At 64.4% G+C, this 16,931-nt stretch carries 19 protein-coding genes; 11 read left to right on the top strand and 8 right to left on the bottom strand.

All coding sequences use genetic code 11. From position 1 onward, the window contains the following. Positions 1-15: 15 nt before the first annotated feature. Positions 16-1,254, bottom strand: a complete 1,239-nt coding sequence (locus tag LB547_RS20190; RefSeq protein WP_140556518.1) for an acyl-CoA dehydrogenase family protein — start codon at positions 1,252-1,254, stop codon at positions 16-18. Between the two features lie 120 nt (positions 1,255-1,374). Here LB547_RS20190 and LB547_RS20185 point away from each other — a divergent pair, with 120 nt between their 5' ends. From LB547_RS20185 to LB547_RS20160, 6 genes are all read left to right on the top strand, one after another. After that, positions 1,375-2,190 carry an SDR family oxidoreductase gene (locus LB547_RS20185; RefSeq protein WP_140513710.1) on the top strand — a complete coding sequence of 272 codons (816 nt, stop codon included), beginning with the start codon at positions 1,375-1,377 and terminating at the stop codon, positions 2,188-2,190. A 24-nt stretch (positions 2,191-2,214) separates the two neighbouring features. Beyond that, the gene (locus tag LB547_RS20180; RefSeq protein WP_263483366.1) at positions 2,215-2,715 is read left to right on the top strand and encodes a MaoC family dehydratase; all 501 of its coding nucleotides are present in this window, start codon (positions 2,215-2,217) and stop codon (positions 2,713-2,715) included. Then, on the top strand, positions 2,712-3,743 hold the full coding sequence (locus LB547_RS20175; RefSeq protein ID WP_140761358.1) for a phosphotransferase family protein: 1,032 nt from the start codon (positions 2,712-2,714) through the stop codon (positions 3,741-3,743). The genes LB547_RS20180 and LB547_RS20175 overlap by 4 nt, the downstream gene beginning before the upstream one ends. A 17-nt stretch (positions 3,744-3,760) precedes the next feature. Next, positions 3,761-4,537 carry an SDR family NAD(P)-dependent oxidoreductase gene (locus LB547_RS20170; RefSeq protein WP_140761356.1) on the top strand — a complete coding sequence of 259 codons (777 nt, stop codon included), beginning with the start codon at positions 3,761-3,763 and terminating at the stop codon, positions 4,535-4,537. A 104-nt stretch (positions 4,538-4,641) separates the two neighbouring features. After that, a complete protein-coding gene (locus LB547_RS20165) occupies positions 4,642-5,286 on the top strand; it encodes a TetR/AcrR family transcriptional regulator (RefSeq protein WP_140522442.1) in 645 nt (214 codons plus the stop codon). A gap of 194 nt (positions 5,287-5,480) precedes the next feature. After that, positions 5,481-5,729 (top strand): DUF680 domain-containing protein, encoded by a 249-nt coding sequence (locus LB547_RS20160; RefSeq protein ID WP_140496324.1) that lies wholly within the window; start codon positions 5,481-5,483, stop codon positions 5,727-5,729. Between the two features lie 44 nt (positions 5,730-5,773). On the opposite strand, the gene LB547_RS20155 is transcribed toward LB547_RS20160, so the two are convergent. From LB547_RS20155 to LB547_RS20125, 7 genes are all read right to left on the bottom strand, one after another. Then, complete coding sequence (locus LB547_RS20155) at positions 5,774-6,823, bottom strand: Gfo/Idh/MocA family protein (protein WP_140513713.1); 1,050 nt, start codon at positions 6,821-6,823, stop codon at positions 5,774-5,776. A gap of 13 nt (positions 6,824-6,836) precedes the next feature. Continuing rightward, positions 6,837-7,622 carry a ThuA domain-containing protein gene (locus LB547_RS20150; RefSeq protein ID WP_140761353.1) on the bottom strand — a complete coding sequence of 262 codons (786 nt, stop codon included), beginning with the start codon at positions 7,620-7,622 and terminating at the stop codon, positions 6,837-6,839. A gap of 80 nt (positions 7,623-7,702) precedes the next feature. Continuing rightward, positions 7,703-7,924, bottom strand: a complete 222-nt coding sequence (locus LB547_RS20145) for a hypothetical protein (RefSeq protein ID WP_140496327.1) — start codon at positions 7,922-7,924, stop codon at positions 7,703-7,705. A 57-nt stretch (positions 7,925-7,981) separates the two neighbouring features. After that, entirely contained in the window at positions 7,982-8,566 is a 585-nt protein-coding gene (locus tag LB547_RS20140; RefSeq protein ID WP_140522448.1) for a sarcosine oxidase subunit gamma, read from the bottom strand. Further along, positions 8,559-11,552 carry a sarcosine oxidase subunit alpha gene (locus tag LB547_RS20135; RefSeq protein WP_140761350.1) on the bottom strand — a complete coding sequence of 998 codons (2,994 nt, stop codon included), beginning with the start codon at positions 11,550-11,552 and terminating at the stop codon, positions 8,559-8,561. The genes LB547_RS20140 and LB547_RS20135 overlap by 8 nt, the downstream gene beginning before the upstream one ends. Further along, positions 11,549-11,860 (bottom strand): sarcosine oxidase subunit delta, encoded by a 312-nt coding sequence (locus LB547_RS20130; RefSeq protein ID WP_140496330.1) that lies wholly within the window; start codon positions 11,858-11,860, stop codon positions 11,549-11,551. Before LB547_RS20130 ends, LB547_RS20135 begins: the two co-directional genes overlap by 4 nt. A 27-nt stretch (positions 11,861-11,887) precedes the next feature. Then, a complete protein-coding gene (locus LB547_RS20125; RefSeq protein WP_140761347.1) occupies positions 11,888-13,141 on the bottom strand; it encodes a sarcosine oxidase subunit beta in 1,254 nt (417 codons plus the stop codon). A 265-nt stretch (positions 13,142-13,406) separates the two neighbouring features. On the opposite strand from LB547_RS20125, the gene LB547_RS20120 reads away from it, so the two are divergent. The 5 genes from LB547_RS20120 (at position 13,407) to LB547_RS20100 (ending at position 16,771) form a co-directional block, all read left to right on the top strand. Continuing rightward, complete coding sequence (locus LB547_RS20120; RefSeq protein ID WP_140624377.1) at positions 13,407-14,165, top strand: SDR family oxidoreductase; 759 nt, start codon at positions 13,407-13,409, stop codon at positions 14,163-14,165. Positions 14,166-14,276: 111 nt separating this feature from the next. After that, positions 14,277-14,663 (top strand): SET domain-containing protein, encoded by a 387-nt coding sequence (locus LB547_RS20115; RefSeq protein WP_140496333.1) that lies wholly within the window; start codon positions 14,277-14,279, stop codon positions 14,661-14,663. Positions 14,664-14,842: 179 nt separating this feature from the next. Next, entirely contained in the window at positions 14,843-15,109 is a 267-nt protein-coding gene (gene rpsU / locus LB547_RS20110; protein ID WP_010911429.1) for a 30S ribosomal protein S21, read from the top strand. Positions 15,110-15,250: 141 nt separating this feature from the next. Next, positions 15,251-16,093, top strand: a complete 843-nt coding sequence (locus tag LB547_RS20105) for a tetratricopeptide repeat protein (RefSeq protein WP_140496334.1) — start codon at positions 15,251-15,253, stop codon at positions 16,091-16,093. A 201-nt stretch (positions 16,094-16,294) separates the two neighbouring features. Next, on the top strand, positions 16,295-16,771 hold the full coding sequence (locus LB547_RS20100) for a DUF992 domain-containing protein (protein ID WP_140584306.1): 477 nt from the start codon (positions 16,295-16,297) through the stop codon (positions 16,769-16,771). Positions 16,772-16,931 lie beyond the last annotated feature (160 nt).

Below are 16,931 nucleotides of genomic sequence, written 5' to 3'. Positions count from 1 at the left end.
GAGATGCCGGCCGGCTCAAACCTTTTCCTGCGTGTATTTCCTCAATTCAGCCCGCGCCACCTGGCGGCGATGCACGGCATCCGGCCCGTCGGCGAGGCGCAGCGTTCTGAGATGCGTCCACGAGCGCGCCAGCGGCGTGTCCTGGCTGATGCCTTGCGCGCCGAACATCTGCACCGCCTCGTCGGTGACCTTCAGAGCCATGCGTGGCGCGACCACCTTGATCTGGCTGATCCAGGGCGCGGCGGCGCGCGCGTCGCCCTGGTCGATCATCCACGCCGCCTTGAGGCAGAGCAGGCGGGCCATCTCGATCTCCATGCGGCATTCGGCGATGATGTCGAAATTGGCGCCGAGTTTCGCCAATGGCTGGCCGAACGCTTCCCGGCGGACCGAACGCTGGCACAGCAGCTCCAGCGCCATCTCGGCCTGGCCGATGGCCCGCATGCAGTGATGGATGCGGCCGGGGCCGAGGCGGCCTTGCGCGATCTCGAAACCCCTGCCCTCGCCGAGGATCAGGTTCGACGCCGGCACCAGCACATTGTCGAAGCGAAGATGCATGTGGCCGTGCGGCGCGTCGTCGTCGCCATAGACCTGCATCGGGCGCAGCTTGTTGACACCCTTGGTGTCCGCCGGCACGAGGATCATCGAATGCCGCCTGTGCTTCGGCTCTCCATCGGAGGTCTTCACCATGACGATATAGATGGCGCAGCGGGGATCGCCGGCACCAGAGGCCCACCATTTCTCGCCGTTCAGCACATAGCCGTCGCCGCGCCGTTCGCAGCGCATCGAAATGTTGGTGGCATCCGACGAGGCTACGTCCGGCTCGGTCATCAGATAGGCCGAGCGGATCTTTCCGTCGAGAAGCGGCTCCAGCCAAGCCTTCTTGTGCTCCGCCGAGCCGTAGCGCTCCAGCACCTCCATGTTGCCGGTGTCGGGCGCCGAGCAGTTGAAGGTCTCGGCACCGAGATGCGCCTTGCCCATCTCCTCGGCCAGATAGGCGTATTCGACGGTGGAAAGACCGTAGCCGCGTTCCGAGCCGGTCAGCCAGAAATTCCAAAGGCCGCGCTCTCTTGCGGTCGTCTTCAGCCCTTCGAGGATCTCGGTCTGGCGCCGCGTGTATGTCCAGCGGTCGCCCGCCTTGCCGACTTCACCGAGGAATTCCTTGTCGAGCGGCATGATCTCGTCGCGCACCATGGCCGCGACGCGCGCGTGGATCGGCCTCAGCCGCTCCGTCATGCCGAGATTCATCTCCGTCATCGGTCGCTAACCCTTCATTCAGGCCGGGCATTTTGTCAGTGGCAAGGATGACCGTACTTCGGATAGCCTTGTCAACGCGAACGCTTTCCCCGATCCGCCGATGAAAGGCGCAGGAGTTCGATGAGCTATCTCGACGATCTTTTTTCGGTGGCCGGCAAGACCGCGCTGGTCACGGGCGCGGCGACCGGCATCGGCCGCATGGCGGCGACGGGCCTCGTCAAGGCCGGCGCAACGGTGATGATCGCCTCGCGCAAGGGCGAGGACTGCATCAAGGTCGCCGAGGAATTGAACGGGTTTGGCGCGCCGGGCCGGGCGGAAGGCTTTGCCGGAGACGTTTCCAGCGAGGCCGGCATTGCCGCCTTGGTCGGCGAGGTCAAGACGCGGGCCGAACGGCTGCATATCCTGGTCAACAATGCCGGCGTGTCCTGGGGAGCGCCGCTGGAGAGCTTCCCCTATCATGCCTGGGCCAAGGTGTTCGGCGTCAACGTCACCGCCGTCTTCCACCTGACCCGCGAACTGCTGCCGCTGCTCGAAGCCGCCGCCAGCGACGAGGATCCGGCCCGGGTGATCAATCTGGGCTCCGTGATGGGCACGCAGCCGCTGGCCGACGACGCCTACTCCTACACCGCCTCCAAAGCGGCCGTTCATCACCTGACGCGCACCCTGGCGCTGGAATTCGCCGGCCGCCGCATCACCGTCAACGCCTTTGCCCCTGGGCCCTTCCAGAGCCGGATGACGGCGTTTGCCACCGCCACTGAGGAACAGGCCAGGCATGTCGGCAGCCACGTTCCGATCGGCCGTATCGGCGCCCCGGATGACATTGCCGGCGCAACGCTCTATTTGTGCAGCCGTGCAGGCAGCTATGTCACCGGCGCCATCCTGCCGATTGACGGTGGACAGTCGGTGCAGCATGGGCTGACCCTGTTCAAGGAATGACATGTCCGGCCGGGGAAGCCGGGGATGAAACTGGAGGACATCCGCGTGGAACCGATCAGTCTCGATGTGCTTCTGGCCAGCGTCGGCAAGGAGGTGGGCGTCTCGCCATGGCGGGTGGTCACGCAGCGCATGATCGACCAGTTCGCAGACGCCACCGACGACCACCAGTTCATTCATTGCGATCCGGAGCGGGCCAAGCGCGAGACGCCATTCGGCGGCACCATCGCGCATGGCTTCCTGTCGCTGTCGCTGTTGTCGGCAATGACGTTCGAGACCATGCCGCCGCTGGAAAACGGCAAGATGGGCGTCAACCACGGCTTCGATTCGCTGCGCTTCCTGGCGCCGGTGAAGACCGGCGCGCGCATCCGCACCCGTTTCGTGCTGGCTGACGTCAAGGTCAGGCCCTCAGGTTGGGTGCAGACGGCCCATGACGTGACGATCGAGATCGAGGGCTCGAAGAAACCGGCGCTCACCGCCCGCTGGCTGACGCTGACCCTGATCGAACGCCAGCCAGAGACCGCATGAGCGACCCGAACGCGCTCGACCAGGCAGCGCTTTCGCCCTATCTCGAGGCGCGGATCCCCGGCTTTGCCGGACTTTCCTCCGTCGAAAAATTCAAATCCGGCCAATCCAACCCGACCTATCTGCTGACGGCGGCCAGCGGCCGCTACGTGCTGCGCGCCAAGCCGCCGGGGCAGTTGCTGAAATCGGCACACCAGGTCGACCGTGAATTCAGGGTGATGAGCGCCCTTTCGGGCACCGCCGTGCCGGTGCCGCGGATGCTGCATCTCTCGGCCGAGAACTCGCCGATCGGCCGCATGTTCTACGTCATGGATTTCATCGACGGCCGCATCTTCTGGAATCCGGCACTGCCGGAAGCGCGCGACAATGGCGAGCGCGCCGCCATCTACGATGCCCTGAACGCCACGCTCGCCGCCCTGCACGGCGTCGATATCGAGGCCGTGGGTCTCGGCGATTTCGGCCGGCCGGGCAACTATTTCGAGCGCCAACTGGCGCGTTGGACCAGTCAGTACCGTGCCTCGGAGACCGGTGCCATTGCCGACATGGACCGGCTGATCGACTGGCTGGAGACGCACAGGCCCGCCGACGACGGCCGTGTCTCGCTGGTGCATGGTGACTATCGGCTGGACAATCTGATATTCGCGCCGGACCGGCCGAAGGTGATGGCGGTGCTCGACTGGGAACTGTCCACATCAGGCCATCCATTTGCCGATATCGCCTACCAGTGCATGCAATGGCGCCTGCCGCATAGCTCGGGCTTTCGCGGCCTGGGCGGTATCGACCGCGCCGCGCTCGGACTGCCTTCGGAAGAGGACTATGTCGCCACCTATTGCCGGCGGCGCGGGCTCACCGGCATCGGCGACTGGACGTTCTTCCTCGCCTTCTCCTTCTTCCGGCTGGCCGCGATCTGCCAGGGCGTCTACAAGCGCGCGCTGGACGGCAATGCCTCGAACCCGGAAAAGGCCAGGACCTATGGCGAGGCGGTGAAACTGCTTTCGCACCTCGCCGCGAAACTGATCGACCGAAACTGATCGACGAGAAATAATCGATGGGCCGCTTCGACGGAAAAACGGTGTTGATCACGGGTGCCGCGGGCGGGCTCGGCCGCGGCACCGCCAAAGCTTTTGCCGCCGAGGGCGCGCGGCTGATCCTCTCCGACCTCGATGAACCAATCTTGAGGAGCTTTGCCGAAACGCTCGATGCCGAGACGGCGGTCCTGGCCGGCAACATCGCCGACGAGGCGCTGTCGCAGGCGCTGGTGGCTCTGGCGGTCGAAAGATTCGGCCGGCTGGATGTCGCGGTCAACAATGCCGGCATCGTGCAGAGTTTCGTGCGTTTGCCGCAGGTCGCCTCGGAGGAGGCGCGCCGCGTGATCGAAATCGATCTGCTCGGCGTCTTCTATGCCATGAAGCACCAGATCCCGCAGATGGAGCGGCAGTTCAAGGCGGACGGCAAGGGCGGCGCCATCGTCAACATCGCCTCCGCCGCCGGACTGGGTGGCGCGCCGAAGCTTTCGATCTATGCCGCCGCCAAGCACGGCGTGGTTGGGCTGACCCGGTCGGCGGCAATTGAATACGCCAGCAAGGGCGTGCGCATCAACGCGGTCTGTCCGGCGCACACGAGAACGGCGATGGTCGACAGTTTCGTGCGCGTCTCCGGCGCTCCGGAAGCTGACACCCTGGCCGAACTAACGCGCGGCGTGCCGATGAGGAGGGTGGCCGAAGTGGATGAGATCACCACGGTGATCCTGTTCGCCGCCGACCCCGCCAACTCCTTCATGACCGGCCACACATTGGCCGTCGACGGCGGCGTCGGCGCCATCTGACGCCTGCCGCCTGGGAACCTGCGACGGGAACCAGCGGCGCCCTTGTCCGTTTCCGTACAGCGTATATAATTCAGTTGGCCCCCAACCAGCAGAGGCAGGCGATATTGCCGGTGAGCGCCCAGACACGCCGCGAGAAACAAAAGGCCGAACAGCGTTCCGAACTTGTGGAGGCCGCGCACAAGCTCGTGCAGGAGGAAGGCTATGAGGGCCTGACCATCCGCAAGCTGGCCAAGCGTGTCGGCTACGCGCCGATGTCGGTCTATTCCTATTTCGCAGACAAGCAGGACATATTGTTCGCGCTGGCTGAGGATGCGTTCGAGACGCTTGCCCGACGCATCGAGGAGCATCCTGCCGACGATCCGATCGAGGCGCTGCAAGCGGTGATGACGGAATACGCCGCATTCGGGCTTGGCAATCCCAATGAATACCGCACCGTCTTCATGACCGAAAAGACCAAGCTGCCGGCAGGCCGGAGCTACGAGGACATGGAAGAAAGCAACCCGGCGATGAAGGTGCTGATCAGCAGGGTCGAGGCCTGCGTCGCCGCGGGGAAGTTGCAGGGTGATCCGCGCGCCATTGCTACCATGCTGTGGGCGGTCGGCCACGGCACCATCTCGCTGCTGATCACCTTCCCCTTCTACCCCTTCGGTGATCCGCAGGCTTTCGTGAAACGGATGTGCGATTTCACCCTTGCCACGCTCAGCACGCAGAACGTGCCCCCGCTGACCGAGACACCGGTCAACTGCTGAACGATATCTCCTTGCGTATCCACGCTTCATCGACGCTCCGCGTTTAACGTGCCAAGCGGGGCGGATTTTCTTGGTTAACAAAAATTTCCGTACGTGTACGATTCTGGCTTGAACTCCGCGATCGGTGGGCGTATTTGTACGGAATACCGTACACGTACGAGAACAAATTCACCCATCGAACCCGGAGACGGACAATGAAAAAGACCCTCCTCACCCTCGCTGCCGTGCTGGCACTTTCGGGCTCGGCCCTCGCCGCCAACACGACACACCCGGTCAAGCACGTGCCCGCCGCGACCTGCGTCGACACCAAGGCCAATGTGAAGCTCGATTGCGCATCGACCGGCTCGCTCGAGAAAAAGGGCGTCACGGAAACCACCGCTGAAGGCAAGGGCCCGCGCCTCGGCATCAGCATCAATCCCTGGATCGTGCCGAGCGCGTTCTGATAGCGGCAACACACGCCTGGCTGGTGCAGCCGGCCAGATGTGATTCAGGCGATCGTGACCGGCAGTCTGGACGACGAACTCTCGAAGGCCGCGTCGATCAGCCTCTGCATGTCGGCGGCGCGACGGAAGGATGGATCGCCGTTCCTTCCCCTATCGAGCGCTTCGGCGAAACGCAGCGCGTTGCGCTTCACATCCGGCAGCGCCAGTGTCCGCCAACGTTGCTGGTCGATGTCCTCGCCCAGGCAGGCCGACAGGCGCGAAACCTTGCCGTCTGTTTTGACCTTGATGGCGCCCTTGGTGCCATGCATGGCCAGCGACAGGTCGTTGGCGTGGCCGGTCATGTAGCGGCTGGCGACGATCGTCGCGAGCGCCCCGCATTTGAACCGCGCCGTCATTGCGACACTGTCGTTGGCATCAAGCACATAATCGCCGATCCGATCGCCTTCGGCCTTGGGAAACGTCACCAGGTCGGCGTGCAGGGTGGCGATGTCCTGGTCGGCGCCATAGCTTGCGAAATCCAGAATGTGGATACCGACATCGCCGAGCACGCCCGTCGAGCCGTGCCGGTTGGACAGGCGCCACAGCCATTTGTCCTCGATGCGCCAGTCGCCCCATGACTTGCTGACCAGCCAGCTCTGTTTGTAGCTCGCCTCGACATGGCGCAATGCGCCGATCTCGCCGGCCTGCACCATGCGTCGCGCTTCCTCGATCGCCGCCGAGTTGCGGTAGGTCAGGTTGACCATGTTGACGACCCCGGCCGCCTCGGCCGCTTCCGTCATTGCAAGCGCGTCGGCATGGTTCGGCGCCAGCGGCTTTTCGCAAAAGACGTGTTTCCCCTGGGCAAGCAGCGCCAGCGTCGTGGCCTTGTGCACGCCATCCGGCGTCGCATTGATGGCCGCATCGAACGCACCCCAGCCGATCGCCGCTTCCAGGCTCTCGAAAGACTGGCTGATCTTGTTGGCGGCGGCGAACATCGCACCGCGGCCCGGCACCTGGTCGACGCAGGCGACGATTGTGCATCCTGGAATCCTGGCGAACTCCTCGACGTGATGTCCGGCAATGCCACCGGTGCCGAGCAGAAGGAGGCGGTGCATCTTCAACTCACGCCTAACTCAGGCCCTTGTCGCCGTCGGCATGCAGGCGCAGGCCCTTCTGGGCGATCTTCTCCTTGGCCTGGTCTGTCGGCACGTTCGGCGCATTGATGATGCCGGACCATGCGGGTGCGGGATTGTGCGCCCAATGCACGGCGTTGCGCAGCACCTGCTGCACGCCTTCATTGTGGTAGATCGGGTAGGTCTCGTGGCCGGGCGAGAAATAGAAGATCCGTCCGGCGCCGCGCTGATAGGTCAGCCCCGACCGGAAGACTTCGCCGCCTTCGTACCAGGAGACGAACACCGTCTCCAGCGGCTCCGGCACCGCGAAGGGCTCGCCATACATCTCCGTCTCGCCGATCTCCAGGCACTCGCCGATACCTTGCGCGATCGGATGGCCGCGGTTGATGGCCCAGACGCGCTCGCGCTCGCCCGCCTCGCGCCATTTCAGCGAACAAGGCGTGCCCATCAGCCGCTTGAAGATCTTCGAATAGTGTCCGGAATGGAGCACGATCAGACCCATGCCTTCCCAGACCCGTTTCTGCACGCGCTCGACGATCTCGTCCTTGACCTCGCCATGGGCGGCATGGCCCCACCAGAGCAGGACATCGGTGGCAGCCAGCCGGCTTTCGCTCAAGCCGTGCTCCGGCTCCTGCAAGGTGGCGGTGGTCGCCTCGATGCCCTTATCCTGGTTGAGCGCGGCTGCGATGGTCCCATGCATGCCCAATGGATAAAGGCCGCGCACGGCGGCATTGGTCTGCTCATGGACATTCTCGCCCCAGACGACGGCTTTTACCGGCATTTTACGATCTCCCAAAGCGCTTTGAATATCCCACTTGGCGCCGTCTTGGAAAGATGGCTCCTCAACCGAAGCTGGGGAAATCAGCGCGGTTTGCGTCCGGGAACGGTCTTGGCTTTGCCCGGCCTTGCGGGGGCGCCGGGGATAGCCGTCCCCGTGATCGACACAGGATCGCTGGCCGGGAACGTATCCTCGAGGCCTTCCTCGAGTTCCTCTTCGGCGTCGGCGCCGTGATGCCGCTCATGCTCCAGGGAGCGCACGGCCGAGCTTTTCCCGGGCGACTTCGGCGTGGACTTCGATGGCATCGGCATTCTCCCTCGACCTGTTGCCGCAAATGGGCGCGGGCGGCAAACGTTCCGGGATCAGGCCGCCGCGTCGCGTGCTCCCTCGGAGAGGAAAGTAAAGACATAATCCGAGAAGGAACGCCAGCACTCGACCCGGAAAGCGTCTTGCGCCGTGCGCAGCAGAACGATCTCGGCCTTGCCGAGAATGGTACGCGAGGCGGCACCCACCGGGAAGGCTTCGAGCGACAGATCCTGCGGGCAGCCCGAATTGATTGCCGCGGCCGCGGCCGGACCGGCGACCGATATCGCAACGTTGCGATGCGAGATGCCGACAGCGGAATGCAAGGCGGAAATCTTTGCACAATCGGCGAGCGGGTCTTTGCCGGCCTCGTCGATGATCATCCATTCATCCGGCCCAAGCCACAGCGCGGTGCGCCCGCCTTTCGACACGGACGTCTTCGGCTTTTTCGGCATGGTCACGCCGAGCGCCTTCGACAAGGCGGCAAGCGACGCCTCCGGAGCGCGCAGCGAGATCCGTTCGGCCGGCGGCAGCACCTCTACCTTGACGCCGGCGGCGGAGATAGCGCGCCCGGCCAGCGCCGGACGGCGCTCGGCCGCCGGCGATGCGGCCGAAGCCGTCTTTTTCGCGACTGCCTTAGCCATTGAGGCGGCCTCCCGTTTCGTCGAAGAACACCATGCCGGAAACCTCCACTTCGATCGTCCCGCCAGGCATCGGCACGTAGAGCGTGTCGCCCGTGCGTGCGCGACCGCCGGCGACCAGCGCCAGAGCGATCGAGCGGCCGCAATTCTGCGACCAATAGCTCGACGTGACATGGCCGATCATCTTCATCGGGATCGCCTGCCTGGGATCCTCCACGATCTGCGCGCCTTCCTCCAGCACCACCTTGGGATCCTTGGTCTTGAGGCCGACCAGTTGCTTGCGGCCCTTGGCGACCAGGTCAGGCCGCGTCAGGCCGCGAATGCCGACGAAATCGGCCTTCTTCTTGCCGACGGCCCAGTCGAGGCCGGCATCATTGGGCGTCACCGTGCCGTCGGTGTCCTGGCCGACGATGATGTAGCCCTTCTCGGCGCGCAGCACGTGCATCGCCTCGGTGCCGTAGGCGGTGGCGCCATGCTTCTGGCCCTCGGCCCACAGCGCTTCCCAGACGGCCTGGCCGTAATCGGCCGGCACATTGACCTCGAAGCCGCGCTCGCCGGTGAACGACATGCGGAACAGCCTTGTCGGCACGCCGCAGATCTTGCCCTCGCGCACCGACATGTGCGGGAGGGCCTCATCCGACATGTCGATGCCTTCGACCAGCGGCGCGATGATGTCGCGAGACTTCGACCCCTGCACGGCGATGACAGCCCATTGCTCGGTGATCGAGGTCAGCCAGACATTGAGATGCGGGAACTCGGTCTGGAGATAGTCCTCCATGTGGTTCATGACGCGCGGCGCGCCGCCGGTCGTCGTCGTCACATGGAACCGGTCGGGCGCCAGCCTGCCGACGACGCCGTCATCATAGATGAAGCCATCCTCGCGCAGCATGATGCCGTAGCGGCAGCGGCCGGGCTCCAGCTTTTCCCACGGATTGGTGTAGAGCAGTTCCATGAACTTGGCCGCATCGGGACCGACCACCTCGATCTTGCCGAGCGTCGAGGCGTCGAACAGGCCAGCCGTGTTTCGAACCGCGACGCACTCGCGGTCGACCGCCGCATGCATGTCCTCGCCACCCCTGGGGAAATACCAGGCGCGCTTCCACTGCCCGACATCCTCGAACACGGCGCCTTGGGCTTCAGCCCAGGGATGGATCGCCGTCTTGCGCGTCGGATCGAACAGCGGACCGCGCGCATGGCTGACGATGGCGCCGAAGGTCACCGGCGTATAGGGGGCGCGGAACGTGGTGAGGCCCACCTCGGGGATTGGCTTGCCAAGCGTCTCGGCGGCAATCGCCAGGCCGTGCATGTTCGAGGTCTTGCCCTGGTCGGTCGCCATGCCGTTGGTGGTGAAGCGCTTGACGTGCTCGATCGAGCGCATGCCCTCATGCACCGCCTGGCGGATGTCCTTGGCGGTGACGTCGTTCTGGAAATCGACGAAGGCCTTCACCGTCGTATCCGGACCGGCGCCGGGGGCGGCGCCCAGCATGCCACGCGACCAGCTTTCCGAGGCGTCGACTTTTGGCCTTGTACCCTTGGCAGTCTTTGCGCCGGCGTCCCTTGCCGCCTTGGCCCCTGCCGCATAGGCCTCGTCGAGGGTCGCCGACAGGCCGTCCGTGCCGTTGCAGGCGCCGACAGAGACGCAGTCCTGCGCGTAGGTGCCGGGCACGAAGCGCTTGGTTTCGTCGTTGAAGGCGACCTTGCCGCGCGACTGCGAGAACAGGTGCACCGACGGCGTCCAGCCGGCCGACATCAGGATCGCATCGACCGCAATGGTGCGCTCGCCGCCACCATTCTTCGGCTGCACCGTCATCGACGAGACGCGCAGCTTGCCTCCGGCGCGGATCACCGCGCGGCCGAAATTGATCTCGATGCCGAGCATCCTTGCTTCATCGATCACCGGCCCTGTCGGATTGTCGCGCAGATCGACGATAGCCGCGATGTTGACGCCGGCCTTCTTCAGGTCGATCGCCGCCGCGTAAGCGGAATCATTGGCGGTGTAGACGCCGACGTTTTTTCCGACCGCGACGCCATGGTGATTGAGATAGGTGCGCGCGGCCGAGGCCAGCATGATGCCCGGCCGGTCGTTGTTGGCGAACACCATATGGCGCTCGATGGCCCCGGAAGCCAGCACCACGCGCCTGGCGCGTACTTGCCACAGCCGCTCGCGCGGCAGGTCGTGGCCGGGATTTTGCAGATGGTCGCTGACCCGTTCGACCAGGCCGACGAAGTTCTGTGCGTAATAGCCGAACGCGGTCGTGCGCGACAGCACGCGGACATTGTCCATGCCTTTCAGCCTGGCGATCGCCGCCTGCGCCCAGGCAAAGCCGCCCTGGCCGTCGATCTTCGCGCCGCTCTCGAAGCGCAGGCTGCCGCCGAATTCGGCCTGCTCATCGGCCAGAATGACACGCACGCCGGTTTCAGCCGCTGCCAATGCCGCCGCGATGCCGGCCCCGCCGCCGCCCAGCACCAGCACGTCGCAATGAGCGTAGCGCGACGAGTAATGGTCGGGATCCGGCCTGTCGGGGGACACGCCAAGCCCGGCGGCTTCGCGGATCTTGGGTTCGTAGAGGCTCTTCCAGGCCGCCTTCGGCCACATGAAGGTCTTGTAGTAAAAGCCGGCCGAAAACAGCGGCGACGCCAGATCGTTGACCGCGCTGACGTCGAAGGACAGCGACGGCCAGCGGTTCTGCGAGTTGGCGGCGAGCCCGTCATAGAGCTCCTGCACGGTCGCGCGAACATTCGGCGTTTTGCGCGCGTCGTCGCGCACGATCTGCACCAGCGCGTTGGGCTCCTCCGCGCCGGCCGACAGCACGCCCCGCGGCCGGTGATATTTGAACGAGCGGCCTACCAGGTGCACGCCGTTGGCCAGCAGCGCCGAAGCCAGCGTATCGCCCTCGATGCCGGTATAGGACTGGCCGTCGAAGCTGAAGCGGGCGGTCTTGGCCTGGCTCAGGCGGCCGGCGCTCGGTATGCGGAACGCGCCGCTCATTTGGCAACCACTTCGCTGGAGTTTTTGGGCAGCTTGGAAGGCTTCGGCTCGCCGGCCTTGTAGGTCATGACGAACTTGTCGGTGACGGTGTCGCGCACGGCGTTGAAGAAGCGCGCACAGCCATGCATGTGTCGCCAGCGCTCATAGATGATGCCTTTGGGATTCGAGCGGATGAAGAAGAATTTTTCGAAATCCTCGTCGCTCTCGCCTGACATGTTGGCCGAGCGCGCGATATGCGCCTCGCCGGCGTTGCGGAACTCAAGTTCCGGACGCTCTTCCTCGCAATAGGGGCAGCGGATGAGAAGCATGTTTTCGTTCCTACAGCTCAGTCATCGTCAATGCGCCACCGCCGCCGCCGCCGCCTCGTCGATCAACCGGCCGGTGCGGAACCGCTCGATGGTGAAGGGCGCGTTGATCGGATGCGGATCGTCCCTGGCGATGGTGTGGGCAAAGACATGGCCGGAGCCGGGTGTCGCCTTGAAGCCGCCCGTGCCCCAGCCGCAATTGACGTAGAGGCCGGGCACCGGCGTCTTGGCCAGGATCGGCGAGCGGTCGGGCGTGACGTCGACGATGCCGCCCCAGGAGCGCAGCATCTTCATGCGCGTGAAGATCGGGAACATCTCGCAGATTGCGTCCAGCGTATGCTGTAATATGTGCAGGCCGCCGGTCTGCGAGTAGGAGACGTACTGGTCGGTGCCGGCGCCGATCACCAGTTCGCCCTTGTCGGACTGCGAGATATAGGCATGCACCGTGTTCGACATCACCACGCAGGGAACGACAGGCTTGACCGGCTCCGACACCAGCGCCTGCAGCGGATAGCTTTCCAGCGGCATTCGCACGCCGGCCATGTTCATAATGACCGAGGAATGGCCGGCCGCGACCACGCCGACCTTCTTGGCGCCGATGAAGCCGCGCGTCGTCTCGACACCGGTGACCGCGCCATTGGCCGCCCGCTTGACGCCGGTGACCTCGCAATTCTGGATGATGTGCACGCCCCGCGCCGAGGCGCCGCGCGCATACCCCCAGGCGACCGCGTCATGGCGCGCCGTGCCGCCGCGCCGCTGCAAGGCGGCACCGACGACCGGGTAGCGCGCATCCCTGGAAATATTGAGCGGCGGGCAGAATTCCTTCGCCTGCTTGGGTGTGAGCCATTCATTGTCGATGCCGTTCAGCCGGTTGGCGTGGACATGGCGCTTCAGCACCTGGATGTCGTGCACATTGTGCGCCAGCATCATGACGCCGCGCGCCGAATACATGACGTTGTAATTGAGCTCCTGGCTGAGCCCGTCCCACAATTTCAGCGCATGGTCGTAGATGCCGGCGCTCTCGTCATAGAGGTAGTTGGAGCGGATGATGGTGGTGTTGCGGCCGGTATTGCCGCCACCGAGCCAGCCCTTCTCCAGCACCGCGACATTGGTGATGCCGTGCACGGTGGCGAGATAATAGGCGGTAGCCAGGCCATGGCCGCCGGCGCCCACGATGACGACGTCGTATTCCTTCTTCGGCTCCGGCGAGGACCATTGCTCCTCCCAGCCCTTGTGGCCGCGCATGGCCTCACGCGCGATGGCGAATACAGAGTATTTCTTCACGTTCCAGCCTCGCGCCAAAGTCTCGCGGATTTGCGGCCGGGCTAGCAATTTCCCCCGGCGCGCGAGGTGTATCACTAGCGAAACAGCGCTGCCACCCTTGCGCTGTTTGCGACGGCTCTTGCCGTTTTGTGCCGCAACCGGCCGCGGCGTGCGAGGCCAGGGAAAATCGGCGGGTTCGCAGCTTTCGGGTGGCTGCGGCCATGCTCATTTGCGACGACGCATCCGACCGCCGGCAAGGCCGGCTTAGCGGAAGGATGACAGAAACATGCTCGCACTCGCCAACAAGATCGCCATCGTCACCGGCGCCAGTTCCGGCATCGGCCGCGCCACTGCAAAGCTCTTTGCCGAGGAAGGAGCCAAGGTCGTCGCCGCCGCGCGCCGTCAGGCCGAGCTCGATAGGCTTGTCGAGGAGATCGTGGAAACCGGCGGCACTGCGCTCGCTCTTGCCGGCGACGTCAGGGACGAAGCCTATGCGAAGGCGCTGGTCGATCTCGCGACCGGCAGCTTCGGTGGTCTCGACATTGCATTCAACAATGCCGGCGCTGTCGGCATGATGGCGCCGCTGCCGGACCTGCCGCCGGCGTCGTGGCATGACACGATGGATACCAATCTGACCAGCGCCTATCTGGCCGCCAGGCATCAGATACCGGCGATGCTGGAGCGTGGCGGCGGATCGCTGGTCTTCACCTCCAGCTTCGTCGGCTATACCGCCGGCATGCCAGGCATGGCGGCCTACGCCGCAGCCAAGGCCGGCCTGATCGGCCTGACGCAAGTGCTGGCCGCCGAGTACGGGCCGAAGGGGTTGCGCGTCAACGCACTGCTGCCAGGCGGCACAGACACGCCCGGCGCGACCACAACCACGCCCGAGGCCCGCACGTACGTCGAAGGCATCCATGCCTTGAAGCGGATGGCCCGGCCGGAAGAGATCGCCCGCTCGGCGCTTTATCTTGCCTCCGACGCGTCGAGCTTCACCACCGGAACCGCACTGTTCGCCGACGGCGGCGTGTCGATCAACCGGACGTGAACGGTTTCGGCGCCGGCATGCGGATCAACGCGGGCCGCGATGTCGCAATCCGGGCTTGCATTTGGGCTCGAATTGACGATTCCGTTCTCTCCTTGGAAACGGGCCGGAACCATGCTGCTGATCAAAACCTATGTCGCCCAAAGCGCAATCGAGGGCGTCGGCGTGTTCGCCGCCGAGCCAATCAGGAAAGGCGCCTCGATCTGGCGGCTCGACCCGGATTTCGACCGGCTGATCCCGCTGGAAAAATACCAGGCGGCACCCTCGCATCTCAGGGAACTGCTCGACCGCTACGCCTATCCCAGTCCCGACCGGCCCGGCTTCGTGGTCTATGAGGTCGACAATGGCCGCTTCATGAACCATTCGGCGACGCCGAACACGGACTTTTCGCAATATGGCGGGGCAACTGCGACCCGCGACATAGCGGCGGGCGAAGAGATAACCTGCGACTATGGCGAATTCTTCGAGGATTTTGAGCGGTTGCATCTGGCTACCGCGTAGTTGGCTGCCTATCTTGCGAGCGCCCGCTGGGCGAATTGGCCGCCTCCGTTCATTTCGGCTGTGGACAGCGCGGCGTGATTCTGCTATCAGCCGCCACAATTCGTGGTGTAAATCGCCGCGGAGGCTAGTGGCTATGGCCGCTTGCCTGTTGATATCAAACCCGAAAGACAGGATTGCCCGTGCAGGTACTCGTCCGCGACAACAATGTTGATCAGGCGCTTCGCGCTCTCAAGAAGAAGATGCAGCGCGAAGGCATCTTCCGCGAAATGAAGATGCGCGGTCACTACGAGAAGCCTTCCGAGAAGCGCGCCCGTGAAAAGGCCGAAGCCGTGCGCCGAGCCCGCAAGCTGGCCCGCAAGCGTGCACAGCGCGAAGGTCTGCTGCCGATGACGCCGCGTCCGGTGGCTGCCGGCGGTGCCGCCGGTGCAGCGCGTCCGCCGCGCTGATTAACGCCTATATTTCGTCCTTTTCGAAGGATACCAGGGGTGGCGCGATGCGGAATCGCCGCCACCTTTTTATTTTGATGTGACCCGGCCCGGAGGGGGGATCCGGACCTGAATGACGCGGCAAGTGAGGACAGGGCAGACATGAACGCAATCAGCGTGGAGAGCAAAACCACATTTCGTGGCTTTGCCCTGGCGACAGCCCTGCTTTCCGGATTGATGCTTGCCGGCTGCCAGACCTCGGGCCCGACCGGCGAGTTCAACAACATCGACAAGGCGCAAGGGTCGAGCGAGAACATCTCCTCGCTGTCGGCGGTGATTCAGCGCAATCCGCAGGATCCTGAAGGCTACAATGTGCGCGGCTCGGCCTATGGCCGGGGCGGCCAGTACCAGGCGGCGCTCAAGGATTTCAACCAGGCCATCCAGCTTAACCCGAATTTCTACCAGGCCTATTCGAACCGTGCGCTCATCCAGCGCTTCCTCGGCAATCAGGAAGCAGCGCTGGCGGACTACAACCGCTCGATCCAGATCAACGGCAACTACGATGCCGCCTATATCGGCCGCGGCAATCTCTACCGGAAGGCCGGCCGCACCCAGGAAGCCTTCAACGATTTCCAGAAGGCGATCCAGCTCGACACGACCGATGCCCGCGCCTATCACAATCGGGGCCTGATCTATCAGAGCCAGGGCCAGCACAAATTCGCTATCGAGGATTTCTCGACCGCCATCTCGCTGGCCCCGGACGCCGCCGAGCCGTATAATGGCCGCGGCCTTTCCTACCTCGCCACCAATGACGAGGACAATGCCTTCTCCGATTTCAACATGGCCATCAAGCTCGACGGCAAGAACGCCGAGGCCTGGTCCAACCAGGCGCTGATCTACGAGCGGCGCGGCGACAAGGCCAAGGCGGCCAAGTCCTACCGCGAAGCCGTTCGGCTCGATCCCACCTACCAGCCGGCCAAGGATGGCCTCGCCCGCGTCAGCTGAGATCAGGCAAGGCCGGCCAAGCCCACACGCGTCGGATGCGTGTCCGAAAGGACACGTATCGCCGCAGATCGCCATCAATCCGGCAACCGCGCGCTGACCCCGCTGCAAGCCGTGATCGCCTGCCTTGTTCGCGCCAAGGTTTCAGCGGAACGGTCTGGCCACCCAGCCGTTACTTTGAAGCGTTTTGCGAAAGGACCTCCCATGACCAAGAAACTCGTCTGCGCCGCTGCGCTCGCCACGACCATGTTCGCTGTTGCACCGGCAAGCGCCGGCAGATTGCAGCTCGGCACGCTCGACTGCACCATCGACGGCGGCACCGGCTACATCGTGACATCCAACAAGGGCGTGTCCTGTGTCTTCCGCCCCTATCATCACGGTCCGGCCGAGATTTACACCGGCGTCATCTCCAAGCTCGGCGTCGATGTTGGCCGGACGCACCAGGGCCAACTCGCCTGGGCCGTGTTTGCCGCGACCCGTGACCGCGACGCGGGTGATCTTGCCGGCAGCTATTACGGCGTCAATGCCGAGGCGAGCGTCGTGACCGGCGGCGGCGCCAATCTGCTGGTCGGCGGCTTCGACAGCGCCTTCATGCTGGAGCCGCTCAGCGTCCAGGCGCAGACCGGCGTCAACCTGGCCGTTGCCGTGACCTCGCTTGAGCTGATCCACTCTCTCAAGTAACGGCACGTTGATCTTCTCGGCACGGACGGCAACCGCGCGATGATCAAAATAGCGCGCGGTGGACTTGGTTCCGCCGCGCGCTTTGCATTTGCGAACTGCTGTGACCAGGCCAAGCTAGCAGATCGAAATTATTGCCGATGGAAGACTTGCTCGTTCTGTG

The organism is Mesorhizobium sp. B264B1B (assembly GCF_020165765.1).
Lineage (GTDB): Bacteria > Pseudomonadota > Alphaproteobacteria > Rhizobiales > Rhizobiaceae > Mesorhizobium.
Note: the sequence above shows the minus strand (reverse complement) of the source record. Positions and strands in the feature narration are given on the sequence as shown.

Coding starts and splice junctions, on each gene's coding strand:
- LB547_RS20190 (WP_140556518.1), bottom strand. CDS start 1,254: ATGACGGAGATGAATCTCGGCATGACGGAGCGGCTGAGGCCGATCCAC.
- LB547_RS20185 (WP_140513710.1), top strand. CDS start 1,375: ATGAGCTATCTCGACGATCTTTTTTCGGTGGCCGGCAAGACCGCGCTG.
- LB547_RS20180 (WP_263483366.1), top strand. CDS start 2,215: ATGAAACTGGAGGACATCCGCGTGGAACCGATCAGTCTCGATGTGCTT.
- LB547_RS20175 (WP_140761358.1), top strand. CDS start 2,712: ATGAGCGACCCGAACGCGCTCGACCAGGCAGCGCTTTCGCCCTATCTC.
- LB547_RS20170 (WP_140761356.1), top strand. CDS start 3,761: ATGGGCCGCTTCGACGGAAAAACGGTGTTGATCACGGGTGCCGCGGGC.
- LB547_RS20160 (WP_140496324.1), top strand. CDS start 5,481: ATGAAAAAGACCCTCCTCACCCTCGCTGCCGTGCTGGCACTTTCGGGC.
- LB547_RS20155 (WP_140513713.1), bottom strand. CDS start 6,823: ATGCACCGCCTCCTTCTGCTCGGCACCGGTGGCATTGCCGGACATCAC.
- LB547_RS20150 (WP_140761353.1), bottom strand. CDS start 7,622: ATGCCGGTAAAAGCCGTCGTCTGGGGCGAGAATGTCCATGAGCAGACC.
- LB547_RS20145 (WP_140496327.1), bottom strand. CDS start 7,924: ATGCCATCGAAGTCCACGCCGAAGTCGCCCGGGAAAAGCTCGGCCGTG.
- LB547_RS20140 (WP_140522448.1), bottom strand. CDS start 8,566: ATGGCTAAGGCAGTCGCGAAAAAGACGGCTTCGGCCGCATCGCCGGCG.
- LB547_RS20135 (WP_140761350.1), bottom strand. CDS start 11,552: ATGAGCGGCGCGTTCCGCATACCGAGCGCCGGCCGCCTGAGCCAGGCC.
- LB547_RS20130 (WP_140496330.1), bottom strand. CDS start 11,860: ATGCTTCTCATCCGCTGCCCCTATTGCGAGGAAGAGCGTCCGGAACTT.
- LB547_RS20120 (WP_140624377.1), top strand. CDS start 13,407: ATGCTCGCACTCGCCAACAAGATCGCCATCGTCACCGGCGCCAGTTCC.
- LB547_RS20115 (WP_140496333.1), top strand. CDS start 14,277: ATGCTGCTGATCAAAACCTATGTCGCCCAAAGCGCAATCGAGGGCGTC.
- LB547_RS20105 (WP_140496334.1), top strand. CDS start 15,251: ATGAACGCAATCAGCGTGGAGAGCAAAACCACATTTCGTGGCTTTGCC.
- LB547_RS20100 (WP_140584306.1), top strand. CDS start 16,295: ATGACCAAGAAACTCGTCTGCGCCGCTGCGCTCGCCACGACCATGTTC.